At 68.2% G+C, this 24,972-nt stretch carries 21 protein-coding genes; 4 read left to right on the top strand and 17 right to left on the bottom strand.

All coding sequences use genetic code 11. The features are described from left to right. Positions 1 to 19: 19 nt before the first annotated feature. The 7 genes from BLU04_RS01720 to BLU04_RS01690 all read right to left on the bottom strand — a co-directional run bounded on the left by BLU04_RS01720 (position 20) and on the right by BLU04_RS01690 (position 8,093). Entirely contained in the window at positions 20 to 1,222 is a 1,203-nt protein-coding gene (locus tag BLU04_RS01720) for an extracellular solute-binding protein (RefSeq protein ID WP_093281418.1), read from the bottom strand. Between the two features lie 44 nt (positions 1,223 to 1,266). Continuing rightward, positions 1,267 to 3,339, bottom strand: coding sequence for an autotransporter outer membrane beta-barrel domain-containing protein (locus BLU04_RS01715; protein WP_093281415.1), 2,073 nt, complete (start codon positions 3,337 to 3,339; stop codon positions 1,267 to 1,269). A gap of 127 nt (positions 3,340 to 3,466) precedes the next feature. Further along, positions 3,467 to 4,636: a hypothetical protein gene (locus BLU04_RS01710; protein ID WP_093281413.1), complete on the bottom strand. Its 1,170-nt coding sequence runs from the start codon at positions 4,634 to 4,636 to the stop codon at positions 3,467 to 3,469. A gap of 18 nt (positions 4,637 to 4,654) precedes the next feature. Further along, positions 4,655 to 5,191, bottom strand: coding sequence for an isochorismatase family protein (locus tag BLU04_RS01705; RefSeq protein WP_093281410.1), 537 nt, complete (start codon positions 5,189 to 5,191; stop codon positions 4,655 to 4,657). A gap of 2 nt (positions 5,192 to 5,193) precedes the next feature. Then, positions 5,194 to 5,865: an NAD(P)H-dependent oxidoreductase gene (locus tag BLU04_RS01700; protein ID WP_093281407.1), complete on the bottom strand. Its 672-nt coding sequence runs from the start codon at positions 5,863 to 5,865 to the stop codon at positions 5,194 to 5,196. Continuing rightward, the gene (locus BLU04_RS01695) at positions 5,866 to 7,086 is read right to left on the bottom strand and encodes a hypothetical protein (protein WP_093281405.1); all 1,221 of its coding nucleotides are present in this window, start codon (positions 7,084 to 7,086) and stop codon (positions 5,866 to 5,868) included. It abuts the gene before it with no gap. Further along, positions 7,083 to 8,093, bottom strand: a complete 1,011-nt coding sequence (locus BLU04_RS01690) for an L-threonylcarbamoyladenylate synthase (RefSeq protein ID WP_093281402.1) — start codon at positions 8,091 to 8,093, stop codon at positions 7,083 to 7,085. The genes BLU04_RS01695 and BLU04_RS01690 overlap by 4 nt, the downstream gene beginning before the upstream one ends. Before the next feature lie 117 nt (positions 8,094 to 8,210). Here BLU04_RS01690 and fmt point away from each other — a divergent pair, with 117 nt between their 5' ends. The 3 genes from fmt (at position 8,211) to BLU04_RS01675 (ending at position 11,005) form a co-directional block, all read left to right on the top strand. Then, positions 8,211 to 9,173 carry a methionyl-tRNA formyltransferase gene (gene fmt, locus BLU04_RS01685; protein ID WP_093281400.1) on the top strand — a complete coding sequence of 321 codons (963 nt, stop codon included), beginning with the start codon at positions 8,211 to 8,213 and terminating at the stop codon, positions 9,171 to 9,173. Positions 9,174 to 9,182: 9 nt separating this feature from the next. Then, complete coding sequence (locus BLU04_RS01680) at positions 9,183 to 9,551, top strand: hypothetical protein (protein WP_093281397.1); 369 nt, start codon at positions 9,183 to 9,185, stop codon at positions 9,549 to 9,551. A 68-nt stretch (positions 9,552 to 9,619) separates the two neighbouring features. Further along, positions 9,620 to 11,005, top strand: a complete 1,386-nt coding sequence (locus tag BLU04_RS01675) for a hypothetical protein (RefSeq protein WP_157895023.1) — start codon at positions 9,620 to 9,622, stop codon at positions 11,003 to 11,005. A gap of 338 nt (positions 11,006 to 11,343) precedes the next feature. On the opposite strand, the gene BLU04_RS01670 is transcribed toward BLU04_RS01675, so the two are convergent. The 9 genes from BLU04_RS01670 to tadA form a co-directional block, all read right to left on the bottom strand. Continuing rightward, on the bottom strand, positions 11,344 to 11,910 hold the full coding sequence (locus BLU04_RS01670) for a hypothetical protein (RefSeq protein WP_093281392.1): 567 nt from the start codon (positions 11,908 to 11,910) through the stop codon (positions 11,344 to 11,346). A 40-nt stretch (positions 11,911 to 11,950) separates the two neighbouring features. Beyond that, positions 11,951 to 13,684 (bottom strand): hypothetical protein, encoded by a 1,734-nt coding sequence (locus BLU04_RS01665; protein ID WP_093281389.1) that lies wholly within the window; start codon positions 13,682 to 13,684, stop codon positions 11,951 to 11,953. After that, complete coding sequence (locus BLU04_RS01660) at positions 13,681 to 14,895, bottom strand: glycosyltransferase family 9 protein (RefSeq protein ID WP_093281387.1); 1,215 nt, start codon at positions 14,893 to 14,895, stop codon at positions 13,681 to 13,683. The genes BLU04_RS01665 and BLU04_RS01660 overlap by 4 nt, the downstream gene beginning before the upstream one ends. After that, positions 14,892 to 16,136, bottom strand: a complete 1,245-nt coding sequence (locus tag BLU04_RS01655; RefSeq protein WP_093281384.1) for a glycosyltransferase — start codon at positions 16,134 to 16,136, stop codon at positions 14,892 to 14,894. The genes BLU04_RS01660 and BLU04_RS01655 overlap by 4 nt, the downstream gene beginning before the upstream one ends. 27 nt (positions 16,137 to 16,163) lie before the next feature. Further along, a complete protein-coding gene (gene mpl / locus BLU04_RS01650; protein WP_093281382.1) occupies positions 16,164 to 17,603 on the bottom strand; it encodes a UDP-N-acetylmuramate:L-alanyl-gamma-D-glutamyl-meso-diaminopimelate ligase in 1,440 nt (479 codons plus the stop codon). Positions 17,604 to 18,214: 611 nt separating this feature from the next. Next, positions 18,215 to 20,305, bottom strand: a complete 2,091-nt coding sequence (locus BLU04_RS01645; protein ID WP_093281379.1) for an autotransporter outer membrane beta-barrel domain-containing protein — start codon at positions 20,303 to 20,305, stop codon at positions 18,215 to 18,217. Between the two features lie 318 nt (positions 20,306 to 20,623). Then, positions 20,624 to 21,442: a LuxR C-terminal-related transcriptional regulator gene (locus BLU04_RS01640; RefSeq protein ID WP_093281376.1), complete on the bottom strand. Its 819-nt coding sequence runs from the start codon at positions 21,440 to 21,442 to the stop codon at positions 20,624 to 20,626. A 124-nt stretch (positions 21,443 to 21,566) separates the two neighbouring features. After that, positions 21,567 to 22,319, bottom strand: a complete 753-nt coding sequence (locus BLU04_RS01635) for a hypothetical protein (protein WP_162274609.1) — start codon at positions 22,317 to 22,319, stop codon at positions 21,567 to 21,569. Positions 22,320 to 22,480: 161 nt separating this feature from the next. Beyond that, positions 22,481 to 23,011, bottom strand: a complete 531-nt coding sequence (tadA, locus tag BLU04_RS01630) for a tRNA adenosine(34) deaminase TadA (protein ID WP_093288397.1) — start codon at positions 23,009 to 23,011, stop codon at positions 22,481 to 22,483. 182 nt (positions 23,012 to 23,193) lie between these two features. Between tadA and BLU04_RS01625 the strand changes: the two genes are divergently transcribed. Beyond that, positions 23,194 to 23,847, top strand: a complete 654-nt coding sequence (locus BLU04_RS01625) for a phosphopantothenoylcysteine decarboxylase (protein ID WP_093281371.1) — start codon at positions 23,194 to 23,196, stop codon at positions 23,845 to 23,847. Between the two features lie 22 nt (positions 23,848 to 23,869). Here BLU04_RS01625 and BLU04_RS01620 read toward each other — a convergent pair whose 3' ends face one another. Continuing rightward, on the bottom strand, positions 23,870 to 24,964 hold the full coding sequence (locus BLU04_RS01620; protein ID WP_093281368.1) for a histidine kinase: 1,095 nt from the start codon (positions 24,962 to 24,964) through the stop codon (positions 23,870 to 23,872). Positions 24,965 to 24,972 lie beyond the last annotated feature (8 nt).

The raw sequence follows: 24,972 nt of genomic DNA, 5'->3' as shown, positions 1-24,972 counted from the left end.
CCGGCGGCTCGTTCCCGGCCTAGCGGACGAAGCGGGTGTTGTTCAGCAGGGGATGGGCCGGGTAGAGGAGGGGATCGAGGAGGAGGGCGGGGGGGAGGAGCTTCTTCGCCTCGGGCTGGGTGACGCCGAGGTCGTCCTCGACGGCGAGGCGGGCGGCGGCGGCGGGATTGACGAGGGACTTCAGCGCGGCCTCGGAGAGGGCGGGCTTCGGGGCCGTGGCGGGGATCGCCCAGTGGTGGATGCGGAGGAGGGAGCCCTCGGCGGGGAGGACGACCTGCCAGGCCTCGCCCGGCTTCGACTTGAGGGAGTGGAGGGCGGCGACGGTGTCGATGCGGACGACGGAGGGCGGCAGGCCGGTGGGGGCCGGGTCGGCGTCGGTGTGCGCCTTCCACATTTCGGGGAAGGCCTCGGTGTCGGCGGGGAGCTTGTTGTTGGCGAGGTTCCAGAGGGCCTGCCGGGTGGCGTCGTCGGTCCCGGCGGGGAAGGTGACGAACTGGCCGGGCTTGGTCAGTTCCTTCCACGCGCGGAGGGCGGGGGCGGCGGCGGCCTTGCCGGGGGCGGGGGTGGCCGCGGCGGTTTCGGGGACGTAGGCGAAGGCGAGGAGGGTCCAGCCGTAGGGCCAGGTGTAGAGGCCCTTCGGATCGTAGTAGTGGTGGAGGAACTCGGGCGCGGGGCGGGCGGCGGGCGGGGCGGCGTCGAGCGGGAGGGGGCGGAGCTGCTGCTTTCCGATCAGCTCGGCGGCCTGGCGGTCGTCGATCGAGACGAGGTCGGCGGCGGGAAGGGCGGTCTGGAATTCGGCGGCGGTGGCGTAGGTGACGAAGACGATCTTCGTCCCGGTCTCCTTCTGGACGGCCTCGGCGAGCCACGCGGGGCCGTGCCCGGCGGGGACGAGGACGTGGAGGGTCTCGCCGTTGGTCGGAAGGACGGGGGCGGGGACGGGAGTCGGCGCGCTGTCGGAGGGGTGGGGAGCGGAGGTGATCTCGACGGGAGCGGGGGCGGGGGCCGCAGCGGTTTCCGGGGCGGCGGGGGTGGGTGCGGGGGAGGAGGCCGGGGCGGCGGCCTCGACCGGAGCCGACGAGACCGAGGAGGAGGCGGCGGCAGGGGCGGGAGCGACCGGCTCTTCGGCCGTTTTTTCAGCGCGGGAGCAACCGGTGAAGGAGAGCGTCAGGGCGAGGGTCAGCGCGACGAGGCGGAAGGGGGCGGACGGAACCAAGGAGGCCATAAGGGGCGATTCTGTACGCCCCGGCCAAACAATCAAGAACGCGATTAGAACGCGACCCGGATCGAGGCGTTGAGGCTGTTGTCCTGGTAGCGGTCGTTGGCTTCGCCGGAGTAGGAGACGTTGGCGGAGACGGTGTCGGTGAGCGTGGAGCGGAGGCCGATGCCGTAGGTGGCGCTGTCGTGGCCGAGGTTGTCCCCGGTGACGGTGAAGGCGGTGCCCGCGCCGGAGGCGAGGCGGGCGGTGACGGCCTGGGAGGCGTCGAGGTATTCGTGCGACCACCCGGCGGTGAGGTAGGGGGTGAGGTTGAAGCCCTTCAGGCGGAATTCCCGGGCGACGATGCCGCCGAGGTTGCTGCGGAAGGAATTGGCGGTCTGGTCCTGGACGGTAAGGGGGGCCAGGGAGCCGGTCTCGGAGTAGCCGTCGATGGCGAGGCGGATGTAGTCGAAGCCGAAGGTCGGGGTGAGGGTCCATTCGCGGTTGTCGCCGATCTTGAAGTCGTGGCCGTATTTCACGCCGCTGTCGAATTCGAGGCCCGCGGTGTTGCTCTTGGCCGTCCCGCCGTAGCCCTGGCGGTCGGAGTCGAACCAGTGGAACGCGCCGCCGACGAGGCCGTCGACCCAGTCGCCGGACTGGTCCTTCCACGTGGCGTAGGGGCCGAAGCGGATGGTGTTGACGGTGCTGCTGGAGCCGCTCTGGCCGAAGTCGGTCTTCGAGTAGTCGTAGCCGGTGGCGAAGCCGAGGGTGAAGGCGCGGTCCAGGCGGTAGTCGACGCCCGTGGTGAACCCCGCGCCGTGGTAGGTGGAGGAGGTCGTCTGGCCGTCGACGTCGCCGAAGTTCCCGGTGGTGGCGGCGAAGAAACCCCACTTGTTCTTCGGCGTCGGGGCGAGGACCTTCACGCCCTGGCCGACGCTCAGGTCGGTCCCGGCGAGGAGGGCCGAGGCGGGGAGGTTCTGGTCGATGAGGTTGATCTGGCTCAGGGAGAGGCCGGTCGAGCCCGCGCGGATGTTGTCCATGCGGTCGTGGAGGGTGCCGATGGCGGCGCGGCTGACGGAGAGCGAGGTCGGGACGACGGTGGTCTGGGCGACGGGGCTGATGAGGGCGAAGGCGGTGGAGAGGTCGGAGGCGGAGAGGCTGTTCAGGCTCCCGATGAGGGTGGTGGCCCGGCTGTCGCCGACGGCGCTGTCGATCGCCTTCGCCACGTCCTTGTAGGGGGCGGGGACGTAGCCGGTGAAGGAGTTCTGGACGGCGGTGACGACGACCGTGGTGCCGGTGTAGCTGACGGTGAACGAGAGGGCGTTGTTCAGGGTGTTGGCGACGCGGGCGTAGGTGCCGGTCACGGCGGTGTCCCCCTGGACGACGGTGAAGGTGTTCCCGTTGAGGACCCCCGCGCCGGGGGTGAGGTTCAGGGTGTTGCCGGTGCCGATGGTGACGGTGCCGGTGGAGTGGACCTGGCTGTAGCTGCTGGCGCTATCGAGCCGGAAGTAGGTGGAGCTGTTGCTCCCGAGGGTGAGGTTGCCGTTGATGGTGAGGGTGCCGCGGGCGGTGTCGCTCCCGCCGGAAATGATGGTGCCGGAGCCCAGGGTGACGTCGGAGGTGATCGAGCCGGTGCCGCGCAGGGTGCCGCCGGTATCGACGGTGACGGAGGAGGTGGCGGAGAGGGAACCGTCGACTTCGAGGATGACGTTCGTCCGGACGTCGGTGGGGCCGGTGTAGGTGTTGGCCCCGTTGAGGATGTAGGTGGCGAGGCCGCTGCCCGACTTGAATTCGACGACGGAGCCGGCGCCGGAGATGTTGCCGTTGAAGGTGGTGACGGTGCCGTTGCTGCCGGTGTTGAAGGTGACGCCCGAGCCCGTGTTGACGAAGTTCTGGCTCAGCGTGGTGCTGGTGTTGTCGAAGCGGAGGGTGACGGCGGCGGTGGCGATGGTGCCGTAGGCGGAGAGGGCCGTCGTCCCGGCGGGGCTGGTCACCGAGGTGATGAAGTTGTTGCCGCCGCTGGTGGTGACGCTGTAGGTGGAGCTGCCCGGGAGGGTGAGGGTCTGCGCCTGGAGGGAGGCGGAGAGGGTTCCGAGGAAAAGGGTGGCGGCCAGCGCGAGGCGGTGGGGGAAATGAGGCTTCATGACGATGTGGCGGCGATTTTTTAAGCCCCGAAAAAACCGTACCGGCACGGGAAAGACGACCTCTTTTGCGGTACGGATAATGCGTAGGCAAAGTGCCTACAGCGAAGACCGGGCAGGGAGATTGGCCCTAGAGCCCGGCCTGCTTGAGGAGGTCGGCGCAGACCTTCGGGGCGTCGAAGTGCTCCTCGGCCATCCGGCGGGCGGCGCGGCGGTGGCCCTCGTAATCCCCGGCGATCGATTCCATCGCGGCGGCGACGTCGGCCTCGGTCTCGAAGGGGTAGACCCCGGCGTCCTTCCCGTGGGGGAGGTGGGCGCTCCACCCCGTTTCCTGGACGACGGCGGGCCGCCCGGCGGCGAGGTAGCAGGCGGTGCGGCAGCTGAACCAGCCGCTGCGGGAGCGGACGTAGCCGTTCTTCGCGATGCTCCACTCGCCCTTCGAGGCGGAGAGGAAATCGCGGTAGGTGAGGTGGTCGGGGACGACCTCGTTCGGCTCGAGGATCTCCCATCCGGCCTCGCGGAGGGCCTCGGTCGGGCGCTGGCGCTTCGGCCCCTGGCCCATGGCGAGGGTGAGGCGTTCCGCGGGGACGCTCTTCGGCAGGTCGAAGAAGCGGCGGAACTCGAGGTCCTTCTGCCCGTAGTCGTCGCCTTCCCAGGTGCGGGAGGCGTAGCTGGCCCAGTTCATGACGGTGGTGTAGCCGTGCTTCGGGGGGGAAGGGAGGACGGGCCAGTGGCGGAGGGAGACGGGCTGGACGGTCTTCTTCCAGTCGAGCTTGCCGGTGGGGACGCGGCAGTCGGCGGCCCCGACGTTCAGGCCGAAGGTGAAGTGGCTGTCGTGGGCGAGGATGGTGGCGCACTTCGCGGGGTCGGTGAGGAGGTCGATGTGGGTGAACATCGGGTCGCCGTCGAGGTACATGCGGTGGCACCGGCCCCCTTCGTAGCCGGTGAGGTTCGCCGCGCCGGAGACGTTGGCGAGGAGGTCGGAGTCGCGGACGAGGGCGCGGGCCTCCTTCTCGCCGAGGAGGCCGTTGGCGCTGTGGAATTGGCCGTTCGCGCCGTTGCGGTAGATCCACCGGTCGCCGAAGCCGAACTCGCCGAGGAGCCGCCCGAGGGCGGCGATGTTGTGGGAGGCGTCCTCGGTGTAGGTCTGCTCGACGGGATGGTAGGGCCACATGCCGCTGTCCTCCAGGTACCAGACGTCGTGGCCGAGGTCGCGGAAGCCGATGAGGTATTGGACGTAATCCCAGATGACCCCGCCGAAGGGATACTGGGCGAGGAGGCCGCTGACGAGGATGCGCATGGAAGAGGAGTGGATCCGCTACTTGAGGAGGGCGAGGACGGCCTTGAAGCGGGGGGAATCGACGGAGCCGGTCAGTTCCCAGCCGAGGGCCTCGACCGAGGTGATGAGGGTCTTGTCGGTCCGCATCTCGTCGAGGGCGAGGGCGTGGTCGAGGGGGGCGCGGGAGCTGCAGGCGTCGCCGACGAGGACGACGGTCCGTCCGCCCTCGCGGAGATCGTAGACGGTCTGGCGGACGCAGATGTGGGTCTCGCAGCCGCAGACGAGGAGGGTCTTCGGCAGGGCGTCGCCGAGGGCCTCCAGCGCGGCGGCGGCGGAGAAGGTCCGCTTGAGGACGCGGCGGTCGTCGGGGAGGAGGCCGAGGTCGGGGACGGTGGGGCCGAGTTTTTCCGGCACGTGTTCGGAGACGAGGAGGGGGAGGGCGAAGAGGCGGGCGAGGGCGACGAGGGAGGCGGTCTTTTTGACGAGCCGCGCGGGCTCGTGGAGGACGGGGACGAGCCGTTCCTGGACGTCGACGACGACGAGGCCGAGGTCGCTGGGATCGAGGCGCCAGGACATCGCTATTCGGCGGCGTGTTCCTCGGCGCGGTGGCAGGCGGCGGCGAGGGTGTGGTGGAGCATCTTCGGGGAGCCCGAGGTCGGCTCGACGAAGATTTCCCGGATCGGGGAGAAGCCGACGAAGCGGAGGCATTGGCGGAGCCACGCGGCCTGGTGCTCCACGAGGGGTTCGCCGACCTTCGGGATCCAGGTGCCGCCCCGGGAGTAGACGGTGAAGGCCTTCTTCCCCGTCATCTTCCCGGGGAAGTGGCCCCGCCCGTCGGGCTCGGCGGCGAAGGCGATGCCGGGCTGCATGACGAGGTCGATGTAATGCTTCAGCCGGTAGGGGACGCCGAAGTTCCACATCGGGACCGAGAAGAGGAGGGCGTCGGCCGAGGCGAAGTGGGCGGCGATGCCGAGGGCCTCCTCCCATTCGGGGGAGGTGGCGGGCGGCGGCGGCGCCTCCCCCTTGCGGAGGGGGGCGGCGGCGGCCGCGGTGCCGGGGTTCATGAGGGAGCCGTGGGCGGCGAGGCAGGCGGGATCGAGGTCGGGGAGGCGGACGGCCCAGAGGTTGACGGTCTCCAGCTTCCACTTCGGGCGGTGCTCGATGTATTTCTTCGCCAGGTGGCGGGCGACGGTGCCGGAGGCGGAGGCGTCGCCGTTCGGGGAGGCTTCGATGTGGAGGAGGGTGGGCACCTAGAGCGGAGGTTCGGGCTTCAGGAAGGGGAGCAACGTGACTGGCGCGTGGCCGGTGAGTCCTGCAAAGAGGATGCCGACGAGGGCCAGAAGCGCAATCCAAACCAGGCGGAGACGGAGGCGGGGCGGGGCGGCCGAGGCCGGATCGAGGCTTTTTACCAGCGCCGGTTCGGCATGGGAGATGTAGCGGTCGAAGCTGGAGAACCCGAAGGAGCCGCCGAGGCAGAGATGGAAGAGGGTGTGGACGAGGGTGGCCCAGCCGAGGGGCCGGGAGAGGGAGTCGCCCGGCGGGGCCGGGCGGAGGAGGAAGCGCCAGACGGCCCACCCGGCGAGGAGGAGGGAGGCGGCGACGGAGAGTTTCTTCGCCAGCGGGACCCAGCCGAGCGCGAGGCCGTGGAGGAGGGAGGAGCCGGGCGTGGTGAGCATCGCCGGGGGGTAGCCGTCGGTCGAGGTGTAGGCGAAGTAGGCCTGCTGGGCTTCCTTCTGCGGGAAGGGGGTGCCGACGGCGGCGACGTTCCACGCGAGGTAGAGGAGCGGGAGCGCGCCGAGGGCGCCGAGGTAAAGGATCAGGCGGCGGGGCTGGTTCCGTTCCTCGGCCCACCACGACGCGATGACGAAGGGGAGGAGGAAGAAGAGGGCGGTGTTCCGGACGACGAGGGCGAATCCGGCGACGGCGAGGAGGAGGAGGCGGGGGGCGAGGCGGCTCCGGTCCTCGCGTTGGAGGGCCCAGATCGCGGTGAGGATGAGGAGGAAGGCGAGGCCCTCGCTCATGATGAGGGTGCTGGAGGCGACCCAGCTGGGGACGAAGACGACGTAGAGGAGGGTCAGCCGGAAGTTGCGGAAGAGGGCGTGGAAGAGGACGACGGAGCCGAGGGAGGCGGCCCAGGCGACGAGGTAGCCGCTCCATTCCATGTTCCCGACGAGCGGGTTGACGAGGGCCATCAGCAGGGCGAGGCCGGGGAACTGGCGGTAGGCGATGTCGGGGCCGGTCGGCAGGTGGCCGTGGGCGGTGAGGTAATTCGCGATGGTGATGTAGTTCGACGGATCGGACTGGAGGACATCGTAGTGGCGGAGGGCGTAGAGGCCGAGGACGGCGGCGCGGGTGGCGCAGAAAAGGAGGACGGCCCAGGCGGCCCCGACCCAGAAGGAGGGATCGGGACGGCGCCGGTCGGCGTCGTCGACGAAGAGGAGGCGGGTCAGGAATGCCTTCGGCGCGTTCATTGGTGGGCCGCCCGGATCAGCCGGTCGTTGATCGCGAGGCCAAGGCCGGTCTCGGGGACCGGCAGGGCGACGATCTCCCGCGCGGCGGCGTGGTCGAGGGTCCTCAGGAGGGTGAAGAGCCGGGCGGCGGCCTCGGGGAGGGAGGCCGAGGGGGAGAGGTTTTCGACGGCCTGGAAGGAGGCGGCATCGCCCGCGTCGAGAGGGCCGAAGGCGAGGAGGGCGGTGGCGTTCCGGTCCCCGGGGGCGACCTCCGAGGGGTGGCCGATCCGGCGCAGGGGCGTCCGGGGCGCGTAGTGGGAGGGGAGCTGGCCGGGGGCGGCGGCCCCGGCGGGAGGGGCTTCCTTCCCCAGCCGGGTGTTGTGGGCGAGGGGGCCGACGGCGTGCTCGATCTCCTCGACGGAGAGGCCGCCCGCGCGGAGGAGGAGGGGGCGGGATTCCCCCTCAGGGAAGGCGAGGATCGTCGACTCGAGGCCGATGGGGCAGGGGCCGCCGTCGAGGATGAGCGCGAGGGCGGCGGCCCCGCCCAGCTCCTCGGCGACGGCCTCGGCGGTCGTCGGGCTGATCCGGCCGAAGCGGTTCGCGCTCGGCGCGGCGAGGGGGAGGCCCGCCGCCTTCAGCACGGCCTGGGCGACGGGATGGGAGGGGGCGCGGAGGGCGACGTAGGGGAGGCCGCTGGTGACGAGGTCGGGGATGGAGGGATGCTTCGGGAGGATCAGCGTCAGCGGCCCGGGCCAGAAGAGCTCGGCCAGCTTGCGGGCCTGGGCGGGCCATTCCCCGGTCACGAGGGCCTCGGCCTCGGCGAGCCCGGGGAGGTGGACGATGAGGGGATCGAAGAAGGGGCGGCCCTTCGCCTCGAAGATCTTCGCCACGGCGGCGGGGTCGAGGGCGTTGGCGGCGAGGCCGTAGACGGTCTCCGTCGGGAGGCCGACGAGGCTCCCCTCCCGCAGGAGGGCGGAGGCGCGGGCGAGGCCGGCGGCGTCGGGAAGGGCGATCAGGGAGGCGGACATGCGGAAAGAGGTCGGAACGGGAAGGAAACCGTCTCGGTCTTATATAACGGACTTGCGCCTGCTTGGGAATCGGGCTTTATAGAGTTCCACGCTTTTTTGGGGGATTCTATTGTGATTATGAAGGTTGTCTTTATCGGTACCTCGGAATTCGGGGTTCCCGCGCTCGACGCGCTCGTCGCCAGCCCCGAGCACACCGTGGTCGGCGTCGTCACCCAGCCGGACCGCCCCGTCGGCCGCCAGCAGAAGATGACCCCCTCCCCGATCAAGGAGGCCGCCTTCAAGCACCACCTGAAGATCTTCCAGCCGGAGCAGATCAAGCGGGACAGCGTGATCAAGCAGATCGCCTACCTCCGGCCCGACGTCATCGTCGTCGCCGCCTACGGCCAGATCCTGCCGAAGGTGATCCTCGACCTGCCCCAATACGGCTGCCTCAACCTCCACGCCTCGATCCTCCCGAAGTTCCGCGGGGCCTCGCCGATCCAGTCGGCGATCCTCGCCCGGGAGAAGAAGAGCGGCGTGACGGTGATGTGGATGAACGAGGGCCTCGACACCGGGGACGTCCTCCTCGTCGGCGAGACGCCGATCAAGGCCGACGACACCGCGCAGACCCTCCACGACCGGCTCGCCCTGATCGGGGCGAAGTCGCTCCTCACCTCCCTCGCACTCATCAAGAAGGGGAAGGCGACCCGCACCTCCCAGTCCGACCTCGGCGTCGCCGCCTCCTACGCGAAGAAGCTGACGAAGGAGGACGGCCGGATCGACTGGACGAAGGGGAAGCGCGACATCGACGCCCACATCCGGGCGATGACGCCGTGGCCCTCCGCCTACACCTGGGTGCCCGACAACATGGCGGGCGGCACCGACCAGAAGATGCTGAAGATCTTCACCACCATCTTCTCCCACCGCGCGAAGGGGAAGCCGGGCGAGGTCGTCCGCGTCGACAAGCACGGCGTCCTCGTCTCGACGGGCGGGACCGGCGGCCTCCTCCTGCGCGAGGTCCAGCTCGAGGGGAAGAAGCGGATGCACGCCGCCGAGTTCGCCCGCGGGTTCAACCTCGCCGTCGGGACGATTCTGGGCTAACGTCGGGCCATGGCCCCAAGGACCGCTCTTTCGCCAGCTCGAACGCTGACCCTGGCGGGAGCGGTCTCCCTCAACGGCGTCTGGGAGCCGCTCTCCCCGCGCCAACGCGCCGCCCTCGCCCGCCTTGCCGGGACGAAATCCGAAATCCTTTTCCCCACCCCCGACGAGGCGGCGTGCCATCTGGCGGCGGGGGAGGCGGACGAGGTCGTCCTCCTCTGGCGGGCGAGGCTTGCGGCGGGCCCGGGGAGCCCGGGATTCGCCGCCCCTTTCACCCCTCCCGGCGGGCGGGCCCGGCTCGCGTTCCGCCTCCTTTCGGTCGATCCCGCCCCGGCGGGGTGCGGCCCTGGGGTCGTTGCCCGATACGGTTTGAAGAAGTAAGGTTTTTTTGATTGCCCGATTGACCGGAAAAATCGGCAACGCTAGGTTTGTACTTTATGGCTGGAACTGTGAAGAGTGAAAACGAGTTGGAGGCATCCCAGCTTGATCTGTGGAAGCGGGCGAAATCGGCGGCCGACACCAACAATCGGGACTACGCCATCAGCCTGATCCAGAACCTGCTCAAGGTGGAGCCCGGCTTCAACGAGGGCCGCCGCTACCTGCGGCAGGTCGAGATCGCGAAGTACAAGACCCTCTCGGCGATGTCGAAGAAGCTCAACGACGTCAAGACGATGGCCGGCGCGATGCGGGCCTCGGGCGCGGTGAAGAAGAACCCCCTCGACGCGATCGTCTCCGCCGAGGAGGTCCTCGCCCTCGATCCCTACCACGAGAAGGCGAACGAGGTCCTCTTCGACGCGGGCCAGTCCCTCGAGCTCTACGACATCTCGGTCCTCGCCTACGAGACCGCCGCCGAGGGGAACCCGAAGAAGACGAACCATCTCCAGCTCCTCGCCAATCTCTGCCTCAAGATCGAGAACTACGAGAAGGCGATCTGGGCCTTCGAGAAGATCGTCGCCATCGAGCCCCGGAACACCGACGCGCAGAGCGGCCTGAAGAACGCCACCGCCCGCTTCGCCTCGAAGAGCGGCGGCTGGAACGACGCGAAGGACTTCCGCGGCGCGCTGAAGAGCAAGGACGAGTCGGCCCGCATCGAGCAGGAGTCGAAGGTCGCGAAGTCGGCCGACGCCGTCGCCGAGCAGATCGCCCGCCTCTACCAGCAGTCCCAGGACAACCCGACGAACCTCAATTTCCCCAAGCAGATCGCGGGCCTCTACGACCAGATCGGCGACTACGAGAACGCCGTCGCCTGGTACGAGCACACCTACAACTCGGGCGGCGCGACCGACGCCTCGCTCGAGAAGATCATCGAGAACCTGAAGCTGAAGCAGATCGACAAGCAGATCGCCGACGCGGCGGCGAACGTCGCCGCCTCGGGCAACGACCAGGCCTGGGTCGATTACCACCAGCAGCTCGTCGACTACAAGAAGCAGCTCTTCGTCGAGACGGCAAAGAAGCGCGTCGAGAAGTATCCGACCGAGAAGAAGCTCCACTACGAGCTCGGCAAGGCCTATGCCGACATCGGCATGTACCGCGAGGCGCTCCCCTGCCTCCAGACGGGCAAGCAGGAGCCGAGCGTCCGGACCGAGGCGGCGAACCTCCTCGGCCTCTGCCAGTGGAAGCTCGGCATGTTCGACATGGCCGAGAAGGGCCTCGCCGCCGTCGCCGCCGAGATCCCGGTGATGAACGACGTGAAGAAGGACGTCCTCTACAACCTCGGCGGCGTCCTCGAAGGCGCCGGCAAGAAGGCCGAGGCGATCGACGTGCTGAAGCAGATCTACGAGGTCGACATCGGCTATCGCGATGTCGCGGCGCGGGTCGAGGCGTCGTACGGGTAAGGGTTCCCCAGCGGAATCAGTATTCAGGTCCTTCGGTTCCGCCCGCATTCGGACGCGTGGTTCCTCCCAAGCGGACAAGGGAACTAGCGGACATTCTCTACCCGGGAAGCACGGCCTGATCGGTACTGCCCTGAACAGTTCAGGCCTATCAGACGGGGAGGTCCAGGAGGGGCAGAATGCCGTCGCGGCAGCGACGCTCGTTTCTCAGTGGAGACTAACTGGCATGGCCGGGAGGCAAGCCCCTCTTGCGTCGTCTAACCCGTGCGGGTTACATCCAGCTGTACGGGGTCTCTGCCCGGTCCCGAAGGAGCGTTCACCGCCCCCTTCGCGAACCCTCCTCAGGGCTTCGCGTCCCCAAGCGCTTTCGCGACGACGTCGCGCAACTGTTCCGGCGCTTTCAAATCTTCCCAATAGTGGAGCACGTTGCCGTCTCTCCCGAAGACGGTGACGCGGAGGAGGTCGTCGTCGGGATTCCATTTCAGCGCGTCGACGAGCTTGCCGTCGAAGTCGGGGATCGCCGCCAGGTCGGTGCGGGGGTTCCCGGGGTTGCCGTTTTTCCGGTAGAAGGGAATGAGGCGCTTCGCCTCGGTGTCGAGGTTCGTCCGGATCTGGCTCTTCACGAAGTCGGGGACGATCCCGGCGAGGGAGTCGCGGAGGTCGACAACGATGATGAGGCGGAAGTCCTTTCGTCCCCGGTAGGTGTCGATCAGCGATCCGGCCTGCCGCGTCCGCTCCTGCGTGTCGGGCGAGGAGCTGATGACGACGGTAACGAGGTCCTTCGCGTTCAGGGTCACGGCGTGGCCGTCGGCATTGACGCCTTCGATCGGCTTCGCCGGGAGAGGGAGCGCGAGGGCGAGCAGGACGAGGCCGCAGGCGGCGAGTGGGGAAAGGGAAAAGGTTTTCATCCCGGGCCTTTTAACAGTCTTAAGCAAGCCTAGCGGGGCCTCATCCCGAGGTGAAGAGATATTTTACGAGGCCGTCCCAGAGGAAGAGGTTCGCCGGAACGGCCCAGACCCAGAACGCGCGCCCGCGCCGCGTCCGGGCCAGTTCCCAATGGAAGGCGAGGGTGAGGGGGAGGAGGGCGCGGGCGGTGGCGTAGTATTCCTCGAGGACCGGCTGGCCGAGGCAGAGGAAGAGCGGGACGTAGAGGATGCCCGCCCGCCACGCCGCCGAGGCGGGACGGGGATGGCGGAGGAGGAAGGCCGACTGGACGAGGAGGCTGACGAGCGCGAGGAGGGTGGCGCGGTTCGCCGGATCGGCCCAGCCGCCGCTCCGGGGGATGAGGGCGAGGCGGTCGGCGAGGCCGAGGAAGGGCCAGGCGAAGTTGTGGGTCGTCCTGGAGAGGGGATCGGGGAAGCGGAGGGTGACGTAGGCGAACCAGCCGGCGACCACGGCCCCGCCGAGCGCCGCCGTCGCGAGGAAGGGGCGGGAGAGGAGGGTGCGGCGGAGAAGAAGGGGGAGGGAGAGGACGAGGCTTTCCCGCGTGAGGAGGGCGGCGGCGAAGAGGAGGGGGAGGCGGGGCGAGGCTATTCCCCCTTTCTCGTCCTTTCCGCTTTTTTCGGTCCAGTACAGGACGAGGGCGAGGAGGGCGGCGGCGGGGAGATCGGTGAGGGCGCGGCGGATCGATTCGAGGGTGCCGACGGAGAGGAGGAGCGCGGCGACGGCCGCGCCCTCTTCCAACGTGGGGGCGGGGAAGGCGCGGCGGAGGACGAGGAGGAGGAGGGCCCACGCGGCGACGTTGAGGAGGGAGTAGGCCTGGATGACCCACGGCGCATGGCCGAGGCCCGCGAGCCAGGCGAGGGCGGGGAGGGCGATCCGCTTCGCGCGGTAGGAGGGGGCGTCGAGGGCCTGGGCGAGGGCGGCCCGGTCGAGTAGCAGCGGATCGAGGGCGAGCTGGGCGTATTGGAGGCCGTCGTAACCCCAGAGCGAGGCGACCTTGAAGTCGACGGCGCGGGCTTCCGGGGTGGCGCGGACGAGGGGGAACGAGCCCATGTCGCAAAGGCCGTTGAAGCCGTGGCGTTGGCCGTGCGGGCCGCGGTCTCCGTCCCAGCGGATCGCGAGGCCGAAGACGACGAGGAGGGCGAGGCCGAGGGGGAGGAGTGTCCGTCCCGCGAGGGAGCCGAAGCGTTCCGGGCCGAGGCGGCGGCGGAGGGCGGCGAGGCCGGTGCCGCAGGCGGCGAGGAGGGCGAGGAAGCGGGCGGCGTGGAGGGTCTCCCGGAGGAGGAAGTAGCGGGGGGCAACGGAGGCGAGGGTGATCGCGCCGAGGGTCGGCGTCGATTTGCGCCACGTGAGGGTGAGGGCGAGGGGGCCGGGACCGGCGGGGACGGTGAAGGTGCCCTGCCATTTCTGGAAGACGGGGGCGGCCCCGGGAAGGGTGGCGAGGGAGGGCTCGATGCCCCGTTTCTTCGAGGTTTTCGGGCCGCCGTTTTCGAGGAAGGCGACGGTGTCCGGAGCGCCGATCAGCGTGACCGTGGCGAGGACGACTGTGCCGGGCGGGACCGACTGGGCCTGCGGGCGGAGGACGGTTTCCTTGTGCGAGGAGTTCGGAGCCTGATCCCCCTCCCGCCCGGCGAAGGAGGAGGCAAGGAGCGGGGTGAGGTGGGACGCGAGCTTCGGATCGGGGATGAGGAAGAGGAGGAGCGCGAGGGCACCGAGGAGGAGGGGAAGGGCGCGTTTCATCGCAGGAGGGCCTCGGTTGCGGCGAAGACGCGATCGACGGAGAGCGTGGCGAGGTCGGGCTCCTGCAGGGCGTGGAAGCGCGGGGAGAGCGGACGCCACCGCTCGAGGTCCTGCGGCCCGAAGAGGCCGAGGACGGGATAGGCCGCGGCGGTCGCGGAGGCCAGGTGCATCGGCCCCGAGTCGTTTCCAACGAAGAGCGCCACCGCCGCGTTGCCGAGGAAGGCGGCGGTGACTTCGAGGGGGAGAATTCCGGCGAGGTGGATCGTCTTTCGGGAGTCGAGTTGGCCCAGCGCGGCGATGGCCTCGGCGTCGGCGCGATCCTCGGGACCGCCGATGAAGGCGATGCCGAATCCCTTCTCGTCCTGCAGGCGGCGGGCGAGGGAGGCGAAGTGTTCCTTCGGCCATTTCTTCTCGGGCTTTCCCGCGCCGATGCCGAGGACGGCGTAGGCGGGGGTGGAAGGGTCGCGGAGCGTGGCCCAGAGGGCGTCGGCCTCGGCCTGGGCGGCGGGGGCGATCCAGAGTTCGGGGAGGGAGACGGCTGAGTGCGCTGTTCCGGTGGCGGCGGCGAGCAGGGCGAGTTGCCGCGCGGTTTCGTGGCCGGAGGGGGGGAGGCCGAGGCCGAGGTCGAGCGGGTGCTTGGAACGGAGCGTGCCGTAGAGGTTCTTCAGGTTGTAGCCGACGCGGAGTTTGGCGCGGGAGGAGGCGAGGGCGATCTGCGCGGCGGCGGCGAGGGCGTCCCGTTCCCCGCGCAGGCTGATCGCGAGGGCGGGCGGAACGGCCGGGAAGTGGGCCTCGCGGAGGGCGGCGGCGGCTTCCCACCAGCCGGGATGGCCGTAGAGGTGGGTGATCCAGTCGGGACCGGCGATCCCCTTGGCGTCGAGAACGGCGACGGCGTCGATGAGTGGGCAGGCCTGGAGGAGGCGGGCGGGGAGGGGAGAGGCGACGACGACGATCCGTTCCGTGGGAAAGGCCTCGCGGAGGCGGCGGAGGAAGACCGAGGTGAGGACCATGTCGCCGATGTCGGCGGGCTGGAGGACGAGGATGCCGGAGGCGCGGGCGTCGGGATTTTGGAAATAGGTCCGCCGCGCGGCGGCCTCCCGCTGCGGCAGGGTGCGGAGGAGGTGGCTCCGCTTGAACTCGAGGAAGCCCCGCGTGAGGAGGCGTCCGGCGAAGCGGAGGGGGGCGAGGAGGGAGGATCGGTTTCCGCTCATCGGTGTTGCTCCAGCAGGGCGGTGAGTTCGCGGGCGTAATCGCCCCAGCGGCGGAAGGGGCGGGCGGCAGCCTCGGCGAAGAGGCGGGCGTGGAGCGCGGGATCGGAGAGGAGGCGCTCGATGCCGTGGGCGAGGGAGGCCGTGTTTGCGGCCTCGATCCCCTCGGTGAGGCAGCCGCCGCCCTCGGCGACCTCGCCGAGCGCCCCGGCGGCGGAGCAGAGACAGGGGCGGCCATGCCAGAGCGATTCGAGGATGGGGAGACCGAAGCCCTCGCGGAGGGAGGGGAAGACGGTGAAGGACGACTCGGCGTAGGCGCGGGCGAGGCCCGCGTCGTCGATGTGGGCGTGCCAGGTCAGCGGCCGGCCTGCGGCGCGGAGGCGCTCGATCTCGGCGACGACGGCGGCGCTTCCCGCGCCGAGGGAGCGGCCGACGAGGTCGAGGGAGAAGGCGTGCCCCTGCTCCCACAGCAGGCGGCAGGCCTCGAGGAGGCGGAGGTGGTTCTTGCGCGGCTCCAGGGTGGCGACGACGAGGAGCCGCCGCCGGGCGTGGGCGGCGGCGGCCTCGCCCGGCACGGGGCGGGCCTCGTCGTTCCCCAGCGGCATCGGGAGGGGAAGGGTGCAGGTGCGGGTCGCGGCGATGTCGTTCGCCTCCCAGAACCGGATCAGTTCGGCCTCGGCTTCGCGGGAGTCGGAGACGACGAGGTCGAAGCGGGCGAGGGCGGCGAGGTAGTCGGTGAAGCGGGGGTTGGATCCGGGGAGGAAGAATTCGGGCGACGACCACGCGAGGGCGTCGTAGTAGAGCGCCGCCGATTTCCCCCGCTGCAGCGGGAGGTTCGCGGCGAAGTATTCGATCCGCTTGTCCTGGAAGATCTCGGGGACGAGGAGCCAGCCGCCCTCCCCGACCCGGTCGGGAACGGCGATCCGGTGGAGCGCCTGGAAGAGCCACCGGAAGGTCTTCGACCACGGGTAGGGATTGTGGAGGAGATCGGGCCGGGAGGAGGGGCCCTTCTTCTTCCTGCTTCCGAAGGGATCGACGAGGTTCCGGTATTCCTCCTCCCGCAGGGTGCAGTAGGAGAGGAACGAATTGCTCCAGCCGACGGGGCGGACGGGGTTGCCGTCGCCCATGCCGGCACCCCCCCGGTTCGCGATCTCCCCGTGGAGGCCTCGGACGACCCGCTGGACGCCGGTCTGGACGCGGTGCCGCGCGGTGCTGCTGACGTCGAGGAAGAGGGCGGGAGGCATGGGGTTCCCTCTGTCGTGGTCGGCCCGTTAGATCGCCTGGAGCAGCTTCTCGTGGATGCCGCCGAAGCCGCCGTTGCTGAAGACGACGACGACGTCGTTGTGCTGGAGGAGGGGGACGAGGCCGGCGACGATGGTGTCGGCATTGGCCGAGTAGTGGGCGGGCTTCCCCATCGCGGCGATGTCGGAGACGACCTTCTCGGGGTTCAGCCGGTCGGCGACGGCGATCTGCTCCAGCGCCGCGACCTGGGCGACGAAGACGCCGTCGGCCTCGCCGAGGGCCTCGGGGAGGCTCTGCTGGAAGACGGCGCGGCGCGTGGTGTTGCTCCGCGGCTCGAAGATCGCCCAGAGGCGTCGGCCCGGATACTGGTGGCGGAGGCCCTTCAGGGTCTCGCGGATCGCCGTCGGGTGGTGGCCGAAGTCGTCGATGACGGTGACGCCGTTCTTCACCCCGCGCACGTCCTGGCGTCGGCGGATCCCCTCGAACGCGGCGAGGCCCTGCGCGAGGGTCTCGAGCGGGATGTGGTAGAAGTGGGCGGCGGCGACGGCCATGGCGGCGTTGCGGACGTTGAACTCGCCGGAGAGGGGGACGGTGAAGCGGTGGCCGAAGAGGGTGAACTCGCTCCGGTCGGGGAAGTAGGCGACGTCGCCGATCCGCGCCCCGGCGTTCGGCCCGAAGCCGACCTCGAGGAGCGGCGCGGGGCTTTCCTTCACGACTTCGAGGGCGCTCGGGTCGTCGGCGTTGACGAGGATGATGCCGTTGCGGGGGACGATGCGGACGAGGCGCCTGAAGGAGAGCTGGATCGCGGCGAGGTTCTCGTAGATGTCGGCGTGGTCGAACTCGACGTTGTTGATGATGACGAGCTCGGGGAGGTAGTGGAGGAACTTGCTCCGCTTGTCGAAGAACGCGGTGTCGTACTCGTCCCCCTCGAGGATCCAATGCTTGCCGTCCTGCTTCCGGCAGCCCTCGGTGAAGTTCTTCGGCAGGCCGCCGATGAGGTAGGAAGGCTCCTTCCCGGCGTGCTGGAAGAGCCAGGCGAGGAGGGAGGTGGTGGTCGTCTTGCCGTGCGTCCCGGTGACGACGAGGTTGTGGCTCTGGCGGAGGAAGAAGTACTTCAGCGTCTCGGGGAGCGAGAGGTAGAGGCGCTTCTCGTCGAGCGCGGCCTCGAGCTCGGGATTGCCGCGGCTGATCGCGTTGCCGACGACGATGATGGTGTCCTTGTCGGCGGGGAGGTGGTCGGCGGAGAAGCCGCTGTCGGTTTTGATTCCCTTGCCCTCGAGGAAGGTCGACATCGGCGGGTAGACGCTCTGGTCGGAGCCGGTGACGGTGTGGCCCTGGTCCTTCAGCATCGCGGCGACCGCGCCCATCGCCGTCCCGCAGATTCCGATGAAGTGGAAACGGAGGTGCCGTCGTTCGCCGCCGGGGGCGGTGGGGGTGCCGGAAATCGCGTGGAGGAAGGGGCCGCTCATACTGTTGGTCTCTTAGGGAACCAAAAGAGGGGGGCGGGGTACAGGAGAAAGTGAGGGTTCGGAGCGCCCTTCGGGGCTGGCGGGGTCGACCCTGTGCAGCTGGAGGCGACCCGCTTTATAGCCCAAGAGGGGCTTTGCCCCTCCTGGAACCTCTGTTCTGAGGGCCTTAGCTAGGCGGACGCGCTTTGGCGGCGCCTTGTCTCTTCACTGGATTAAAATCAGATGGTTTCGGGAGCGTCCGAGGGTACGTGCTGCGGGGGGAGACGGGACCAATACGCCCAGACTCTTATTGGGAGAGGAGCGCTTGGAAGAATGGCCGCTTCGGCTCCGCCAGCACTCGGATGGAAGGAATCGTTCCCCCCTACCGCCTCTTACGGGAGAGGTTCAAGGAGGGGCGACAGCCCACTCCTTGGCGTTAAAGCGGAGAGCCTCCAGCAGTACAGGTAAGCGAAGCGATTCTGCCCTGCCCCACTTGGATATCCAAATTCAGTATTTTATCAAGAACACATCAACCGGAGATGCTTGTCACAAGATAGAGGCAGGAATATCGCTCTACGCCGTTTTTGGACTCAAGGCATTTAGCACGCCTCATCAAAGAGGGCATCCATGCGTTAAAACGTCACCCTTACCGCGGCATTGAACGAGTGATTCTGATAGCGGTCATTCGCCTCGCCGTTGTAGGAAATCGTCGCCGACAAGGTATCGGTCAACGCCGTGCGGAGGCCCACGCCGAAGGTGGCGCTGTCGTGGCCCAGATTGTCGCCCGTCGCGCTGAAGAGATCGCCCGCGCCGGAAGCGAAGCGGGCGCTGACGGTTTGCGAAGCGTCGAGCAACTCATGCGCCCAGCCGGTGCTGACGTAGGGTGTCCAGCCGATGTTCTTCCACGTGAAGCCGTAGGCCGCCGTGCCACCGAGGGTGCTGCGGAAGGAGTCGACGGTCTGTTCCTGAACGGAAAGAGGCGCGAGCGAGCCGCTCTCCGTGTAGTCGTCGATATTCAGGCGGGTGTAATCGAGGGCGAAGCTCGGCGTCAGCGTCCATTCCTTGTTTTTGCCCGTCTTGAAGTCATGCCCGTACTTGAGGCCGCTGTTGAATTCGAGACCCGTCGTGTTGCTCTGTGCCATGCCGCCGAAGCCTTGCCGATCCGAGTCGTACCAGTGATGGGCACCGCCTGCGTAGCCGTTGACCCAATCGCCGAGCGTGTCCTGCCACGTGGCGTAAGGGCCGAAGCGGACGGTGTTCACCGTGCTCTTCGAGCCCGAGTTGTCGAACTCGGTCTTGGAGTAATCATAGCCCGCCGCGAAGCCGACGGCGAAGGAGCGGGCGAGGCGGTAGTCGGCCCCCAGCGTGCCGCCGTAGCCGTGGTAGCTCGACTGGACGGTCTGGCCATCAATGTCGCCGAAGTTGCCGTTTGTCGCCGCGAAGAAGCCCCATCTGTTTTTGGGCGTGGGAGCCAACACTTTTACGCCTTGGCCGACGCTCATGTCCGTTCCGGCGAGGAGCGCCGAGGCGGGGAGATCGTCGTCGAGGAGATTGATCTGGCTGAGCGATAGGCCGGTCGAGCCGAAGCGGATGTTGTCCATCCGGCTCTGCAGCGTGCCGATGGCGACGCGGCTGTTCGCGAGGGAGGTGGTGGAGACGGTGGCCTGCTGGATCGGGCTGATGAGGGTGAAGGCGGCGGGGAGACTCGTTCCCGGCAGGGCGTTCAATGCGGTGAGGAGGGCGTTGGCGCGGGAGTCGCCGACGACCTTGTCGAGGTTCCGGGCGATGGCGCTCTGGTTCGCGTTCCCCGCGAAGGAGGTAAAGGAGTTTTGGACCGCAGTGACGCTGACCGAGCCTCCGGCTCCCGCCGTGTAATTCGGGGTGAAGGTGAGGGCGTTGCCGAGGCTGTTAACGACGGAGGCGTAGGTGCCGCTGAGGGTGCCGTCGGCCTTCAGGAGGGTGACAGTGTCGCCGTTGAGGACACCGCTGCCGGGGGTGACCTTGAGGGTGCCGTCGAGGGTGATGTTGCCGGTGGCGTGGATCTGGTCGGAAGAGGGGGTGCCGTTCGCCCGCAGGGCGGTGATGCTGCCGCTGTTGAGCGTCAAGTCTCCGACGGTCAGGGTGCCGACGGCGGAGGCGCTTCCGGCGGCGAGGGTGCCGCCGCTGTTGACGGTGACGTTGGCGACCGTGCCCGCACCCCGCAGGGTGGCGCCGGAAAGAACGATGGAATTGGAGGTGATGGAGCCGTCGACCTGGAGGGTTCCGGCCCCCACCGACGTCGCTCCGGAATAGGTGCTGGCTCCGCTGAGGATGAGGGTGCCGGTGCCTTTCTTGAAGATCGGGACGGCGCCTGAGACATCGGAGATCCCCGATGAAATCGTCGCCGTGTCGTTTCCGTTGACGGTGAGGGACGCCGAGGCCGTCAAGTTGTTCAACTGGAATTGCGCCGGGGCGAAGATGACGCCGTCGCCGAGGATGAGGGTGCTGCCGCTGTCGAGTTGGAAGAAGCCGGTGACGTTGAGGGTTCCTCCCGTCGCGATCGTGGTGGTGCTGGTGGCATCGACGTAGAACATGCTTGCGGTGACGGAGCCCGCAATGGTGACAGCGGCACCGTTGTATGTCTCGATGAGGCCCGCTTGCAAGCTGCCCGCCGCGCCGACAAGGAGGTTTGCTCCGCCCACATGGATTTCGTTGGCCGTGGTGCCGGGGGTCGAAATCGTCACCGCACCGGAGGTGATATCGGGGCTGGCGGTGGAGGTCGGGACAGTGCCGTTGTCCCACCCGGACGCGGTGTTCCAATCGCCGGAGCCTCCGTTCCAGGATTGGTTTCCCCCAAATCCATGCAAGGCCCAGCCTGGCGTAGTGGCGCAGGTGAGTGCGCCCAGCAGTAGCGCAGTGGCCGCCGTCCGCACCCACTGGTTCTTAAACCTTTCTGAGTATTTTCCCTTATGCACCTCCTCTACATGCCTGAGACGGAGAGGAATGCCTAGTGGGCTAAACAGCGTAATTTGATCAGGTGTGCTCCATTGGAGCTTAAGGACTTAGCGCCCCGCCAGCCAGAGGGCCATCAGGGCGGCACGGCTGTTGACGCCGAGGGCGCGGTAGACGGCTTCGACGTGCTTGTGGGTGGTGGCGGGGCTTTGGCCGAGTTCGGCGGCGACGGCCTTTTCTTCCTTCCCGGTGAGGAGGCCGTGGACGACGCGGCGCTGCATGGGGGTGAGGGCCTTGTCTCCGACGAGGAGGCCGCGGTCGAGGAAGAGGCGGAGGTGGAACCAGCGGAGCCCGCGCAGGGCGGAGGCGGCGAGGGCGGCCTCGGCCTGCGTGAAGCGGGGTGACTGCGTCCGGTCGAAGAGGATGTACGATTCGGCATCTTCGTTGAGCGGGAAGGCGATCCAGAGGCGGTCGCGGACGCCGAGCTTCTCGTAAAAGAGGCGATAGTGGGAGGTTTGGCGAAAGGCGGCGAAATCGACAAAGCCGTTCCGGACGCCGTCATGGAGGCGGTGGACGCGAAAGGTTCCTGCCCGGGCGACGGTGGCGTGGGTCGTCATCCCGGCGTCGACCGGACCCTCTCTGCTCTGGCGGCGGATCTCGGCGAAGAGGGCGAGCTGCGCGGGGGTGGGCGGATGGAGGAGGCGCTGGGCGGCCATGCGCCAGCCGAGGAGGTAGTCTTCACTGATGCGGAGGTGGGCGGGACGGATCGCGCCGATCCACTGGGCGTTATCGGCACCGATCCAGGTGGAGACCGTGTCGAGGAGGTGATGGAGGGCCTGATCGGTGCGGGCGGTGGGATAGGACGAAAGCGCGTCCCACAGTTGATAGACTTTTTCCCGACCTGCAGCCCTGTCGACTCTCCCCTGCATGATTCCTCTTTTTATCTGAGGAGGTCAGCCGTTCAAGAGAGGAACGCGTTTCAGCTTCCTTTTTAAATCCCGAAAAATGGGGGGAGCCATCACCGAAGGGGATGCAGTCCTCTTTGCGCCCCCTTTACGCCTTCTTCTTCGCAACCTTCGCTTTCGCCTTAACCTTCGTCACGGCCTTTTTCTTCGGCTTGGGCGCAATCTTTTTCCCTTCTTCCTGCTTGGAGAGGAAGACCAGGTCGGAGGCGGTGACTTTCGGGAGGTTGAACGATTTCTCCCATTCCTTGAGCATGCAATCGAGGCCGCAGCCGACGAAGTGGAGGCGGCGGCGGATCGAGCGGAACAGGTAGGGGCAGAAGCTGTAGAAGCCGAGGTAGCGCGATTCGCCTTTGGCGGAGGGAAGCTCCTTCACGAGGAGGACGGTGCTGAACTTCGGCGTCTCGAGGAGGATGAGGCGGTAGTGGGTGAGGATCGGGCTGTCGATGGCGAGGAGGTCGACGCCGGGGAGCCGCTTCGGGGAGGCCCCGCTGCCCCAGACGCGGACGGTGTCGAGGCTCTTGCCGAGGGCGGAGAAGCGTTGCCGCAGCTCGGGGGTCAGGTCGGCGAAGGAGCCGAAGGTCGAGGTCCACTCGCCGCTGCTGGCGGTGAGGGCGAGTTCCTCGATGAGCTCGGCGACGATGCCGAAGGTCGCCGCGTCGAAGAGGTGGATGTCGTCCTGCTTCGGGACGGGGGCGGGCTTGCTGAGGGGGCGCTTGCTCTTCGGGCAGCGGCCCTCGATGGAGAGGCAGTGGCCGGTCGGCGCGGCGGCCTTCACGCGTGCGCCGAGTTTCTTCAGAAACGTGTCGGCCATCTTTTTCTCGGCAGGGGTACGCAGGGGCATATGAAAAGCGGGAGGGAAACGTCGGAATGGGTTGGGGACGCCGTAATAAACGGCACTTCTCCCCGGTGTGCAAATAATTTCTACAGAAGGGGATGGAAAACAACTACCTAAGCCCGCCTGGGCAACTTTGTTCAGTCGCCGCGTGTCGGGCACGCCGCGCCCTATCCCCGGCGTTCCTTGAAGAACTGGCGGAGGAGGGAGAGCGATTCCTCGGCGCGGAAGCCGGGGGTGACGAGGCACGTGTGGTTGAGGCCCTTCAGGTCGAGGAGGTTGAAGGCGCCGCCGAGGGCCCCGGCCTTCGGGTCGCCGATGCCGAAGACGACGCGCCGCAGGCGGGTGTGGACGATGGCCCCGGCGCACATGGGGCAGGGCTCTTTCGTGACGTAGAGGGTGCAGTCGGTCAGCCGCCAGTCGCCGACGGCTTCCTGGGCCTGGGTGAGGGCGATCATCTCCGCGTGGGCGGTGGCGTCCTTCAGGAGCTCGACCTGGTTATAGGCGCGGGCGATGATCTGCCCCTCGCGGACGATGATTGCGCCGACGGGGACCTCCTCCTTGGCCCCCGCCTTGCGGGCGAGGCGGAGGGCCTCTTCCATGAAGCGGGAATCGAAGAAGATTTCGTCCTCGTTTTCGCCTTCCCCGGAATGGCCGTGGCTCTCGTCGGGGTCGGGGAGATCGTTTTCGTCCCGGGGCATGATCATGGGGAGAATCTAGAGCCTGGCATGCACTTTGGGAAGCCCGCGCCGGAGGGGCTGCGCCCCTCGCGTCTTGATGGAGGCCGTTTTAGGAGCTTTTCCAAAGTGGATGCCGGGCTCTATATCAGTTGGCTTGTGGGAAAAAAGGGTTTAAGTGGAGGGAACGCCAATCCCTTCCCCTCATGCACATCGTCATCACCTGTGGTCCGGCTTATGCCCCCATCGATTCGGTACGCCGGATCACGAACACCTCGTCGGGGCGGCTGGGGGCGATCCTCTCCGATTTCTTTCTCTCGCGCGGTCATGCGGTGACCTGTTTCCGTGGGGAAGGGGCGACGTTCCGAGGGGTCTCCGAAGGGGTGAAGATCCACGAATTCGGGACGAACGACGACCTGGAGAAGGCGCTGGCGAAGCTGGCGGCCTCGGGGGCGCGGGTCGACGCGGTCCTCCATGCGGCGGCGTTGTGCGATTTCGGGATCGAGACGGTCCGGGACGAGGCGGGCCATCCCGTCCAGGGGAGCAAGCTGCCGAGCCGGGTCGAGGGCTACACGCTGCGGCTGAAGCCGCTGCCGAAGGTGATCCACCGCCTCCGCGCCCTCTTCCCCGACGCCTACCTCATCGGCTGGAAGTACGAGATGGAGGGGAACCACGAGCGGATCGCCGCCCTGGGCCGCCGCCAGATCGACGAATCTCGGACGAATCTCTGCGTCCTGAACGGCCCGGGCTGGGATGAATCGGGCGGCTTCGGGATGGTCGGCGCCGACGGCGCGGTCGAGGAGGCGCGGGATTTCGTCGCGCTGGCCGCCAGCCTGATGTGGCGGATCGAGGGGTTGTAGGCCTTCCCTCCCGGTCTCTTTCCTAATCGACGGGGAGGATGATCCGGGCGCGGACCCAGCCGTCCCCGGCTTCGCTCTCATGGGTCAGCCTGGAGCGGTCCGGGTAGAGGAGGTCGAGCTTCCGCCGCAGGTTGGCGAGGCCGACGCCGGTCGAGTCCGACTTGCCCCCGGGGAGCCATTTCCCGGTGTTCGCGATCTCGGCGTGGAGGTGGCCGTCCTCGACGCGGGCGGTGACCCGGATCCGCAGGGGGCGGGGGGAGGTCTTCAGGCCGTAGCGGAGCGCGTTTTCGATGAGGGGCTGGAGGATCGGGATCGGGGCGTGGGTCCCGGCGGCCTCGGGGGTGCAATCGATCTCGTAGACGAGGGCGTCGAGGTGGCGGAGGTGCTCGATCTTCAGGTAATTCCCGACGGCGTCGATCTCCTGCTGGAGGGGGGCTTTCTCCTCGCGGGCCTCGAGGCAGAAGCGGAGGTAGTCCGACATGGCGTGGACGAGGGGCTTCAGCTGCTTCGGATCGTAGTCGGCGTAGGCGATGAGGGAGTTGAGGGCGTTGAAGAGGAAATGGACGTTGAGCTGGGAGCGGAGGAGGGAGAGCTCCCGGTGCTGCGAGGCGATGAGGGTGCGGGCGGCCTCGCGCTCCTGCCGGAGGCGTTCGGTCCACTCGAGGAAGAAGAAGCGGGAGAGGCACCAGACGAAGGGGGTGCCGAACCAGAAGAGGTAGGAGGAGATGCGGGCGCTCTCGATGAAGCAGAGGGAGTAGATGAGTTCGGGATCGGCCCCGACGGCGCGGTAGAGGTGGGGGCTGATGTCCATCTCGACGACGGAGATCGGAAGGCAGGCGACGAGGGAGAAGAGGACGGTGCGGAGGAAGTTCGTCGGGTTTCCCGCGGGGGGCCAGATGGCGCGGTAGACAAACTCGATCGCCGTGGTCCAGAGGCCGAGGGCGAGGGCGAAGCCGACGGTGATCGGAAGCCGCTGGCCCCACATCGGGAAGAAGGTGCCGAAGAGGACCTGCTCGAAAAGGAGGAACGCGAGCCAGCAGACGAGCTGCCACCGCCAGAGGGAACGGATCATCGAGGCCGGACCGGCGGGCCGGGTGAGGAACGAGGCGAGGGGCATAGGGGGCG

Origin of the sequence: Verrucomicrobium sp. GAS474, from assembly GCF_900105685.1 — a bacterium.
Lineage (GTDB): Bacteria > Verrucomicrobiota > Verrucomicrobiia > Methylacidiphilales > GAS474 > GAS474.
The sequence above is the reverse complement of the archived record's forward strand: the minus strand, read 5'-3'. Positions and strand labels throughout refer to the sequence as shown.

Coding starts and splice junctions, on each gene's coding strand:
- BLU04_RS01720 (WP_093281418.1), bottom strand. CDS start 1,222: ATGGCCTCCTTGGTTCCGTCCGCCCCCTTCCGCCTCGTCGCGCTGACC.
- BLU04_RS01715 (WP_093281415.1), bottom strand. CDS start 3,339: ATGAAGCCTCATTTCCCCCACCGCCTCGCGCTGGCCGCCACCCTTTTC.
- BLU04_RS01710 (WP_093281413.1), bottom strand. CDS start 4,636: ATGCGCATCCTCGTCAGCGGCCTCCTCGCCCAGTATCCCTTCGGCGGG.
- BLU04_RS01705 (WP_093281410.1), bottom strand. CDS start 5,191: ATGTCCTGGCGCCTCGATCCCAGCGACCTCGGCCTCGTCGTCGTCGAC.
- BLU04_RS01695 (WP_093281405.1), bottom strand. CDS start 7,086: ATGAACGCGCCGAAGGCATTCCTGACCCGCCTCCTCTTCGTCGACGAC.
- BLU04_RS01690 (WP_093281402.1), bottom strand. CDS start 8,093: ATGTCCGCCTCCCTGATCGCCCTTCCCGACGCCGCCGGCCTCGCCCGC.
- fmt (WP_093281400.1), top strand. CDS start 8,211: ATGAAGGTTGTCTTTATCGGTACCTCGGAATTCGGGGTTCCCGCGCTC.
- BLU04_RS01680 (WP_093281397.1), top strand. CDS start 9,183: ATGGCCCCAAGGACCGCTCTTTCGCCAGCTCGAACGCTGACCCTGGCG.
- BLU04_RS01670 (WP_093281392.1), bottom strand. CDS start 11,910: ATGAAAACCTTTTCCCTTTCCCCACTCGCCGCCTGCGGCCTCGTCCTG.
- BLU04_RS01665 (WP_093281389.1), bottom strand. CDS start 13,684: ATGAAACGCGCCCTTCCCCTCCTCCTCGGTGCCCTCGCGCTCCTCCTC.
- BLU04_RS01660 (WP_093281387.1), bottom strand. CDS start 14,895: ATGAGCGGAAACCGATCCTCCCTCCTCGCCCCCCTCCGCTTCGCCGGA.
- BLU04_RS01655 (WP_093281384.1), bottom strand. CDS start 16,136: ATGCCTCCCGCCCTCTTCCTCGACGTCAGCAGCACCGCGCGGCACCGC.
- mpl (WP_093281382.1), bottom strand. CDS start 17,603: ATGAGCGGCCCCTTCCTCCACGCGATTTCCGGCACCCCCACCGCCCCC.
- BLU04_RS01640 (WP_093281376.1), bottom strand. CDS start 21,442: ATGCAGGGGAGAGTCGACAGGGCTGCAGGTCGGGAAAAAGTCTATCAA.
- BLU04_RS01635 (WP_162274609.1), bottom strand. CDS start 22,319: ATGCCCCTGCGTACCCCTGCCGAGAAAAAGATGGCCGACACGTTTCTG.
- tadA (WP_093288397.1), bottom strand. CDS start 23,011: ATGCCCCGGGACGAAAACGATCTCCCCGACCCCGACGAGAGCCACGGC.
- BLU04_RS01625 (WP_093281371.1), top strand. CDS start 23,194: ATGCACATCGTCATCACCTGTGGTCCGGCTTATGCCCCCATCGATTCG.
- BLU04_RS01620 (WP_093281368.1), bottom strand. CDS start 24,964: ATGCCCCTCGCCTCGTTCCTCACCCGGCCCGCCGGTCCGGCCTCGATG.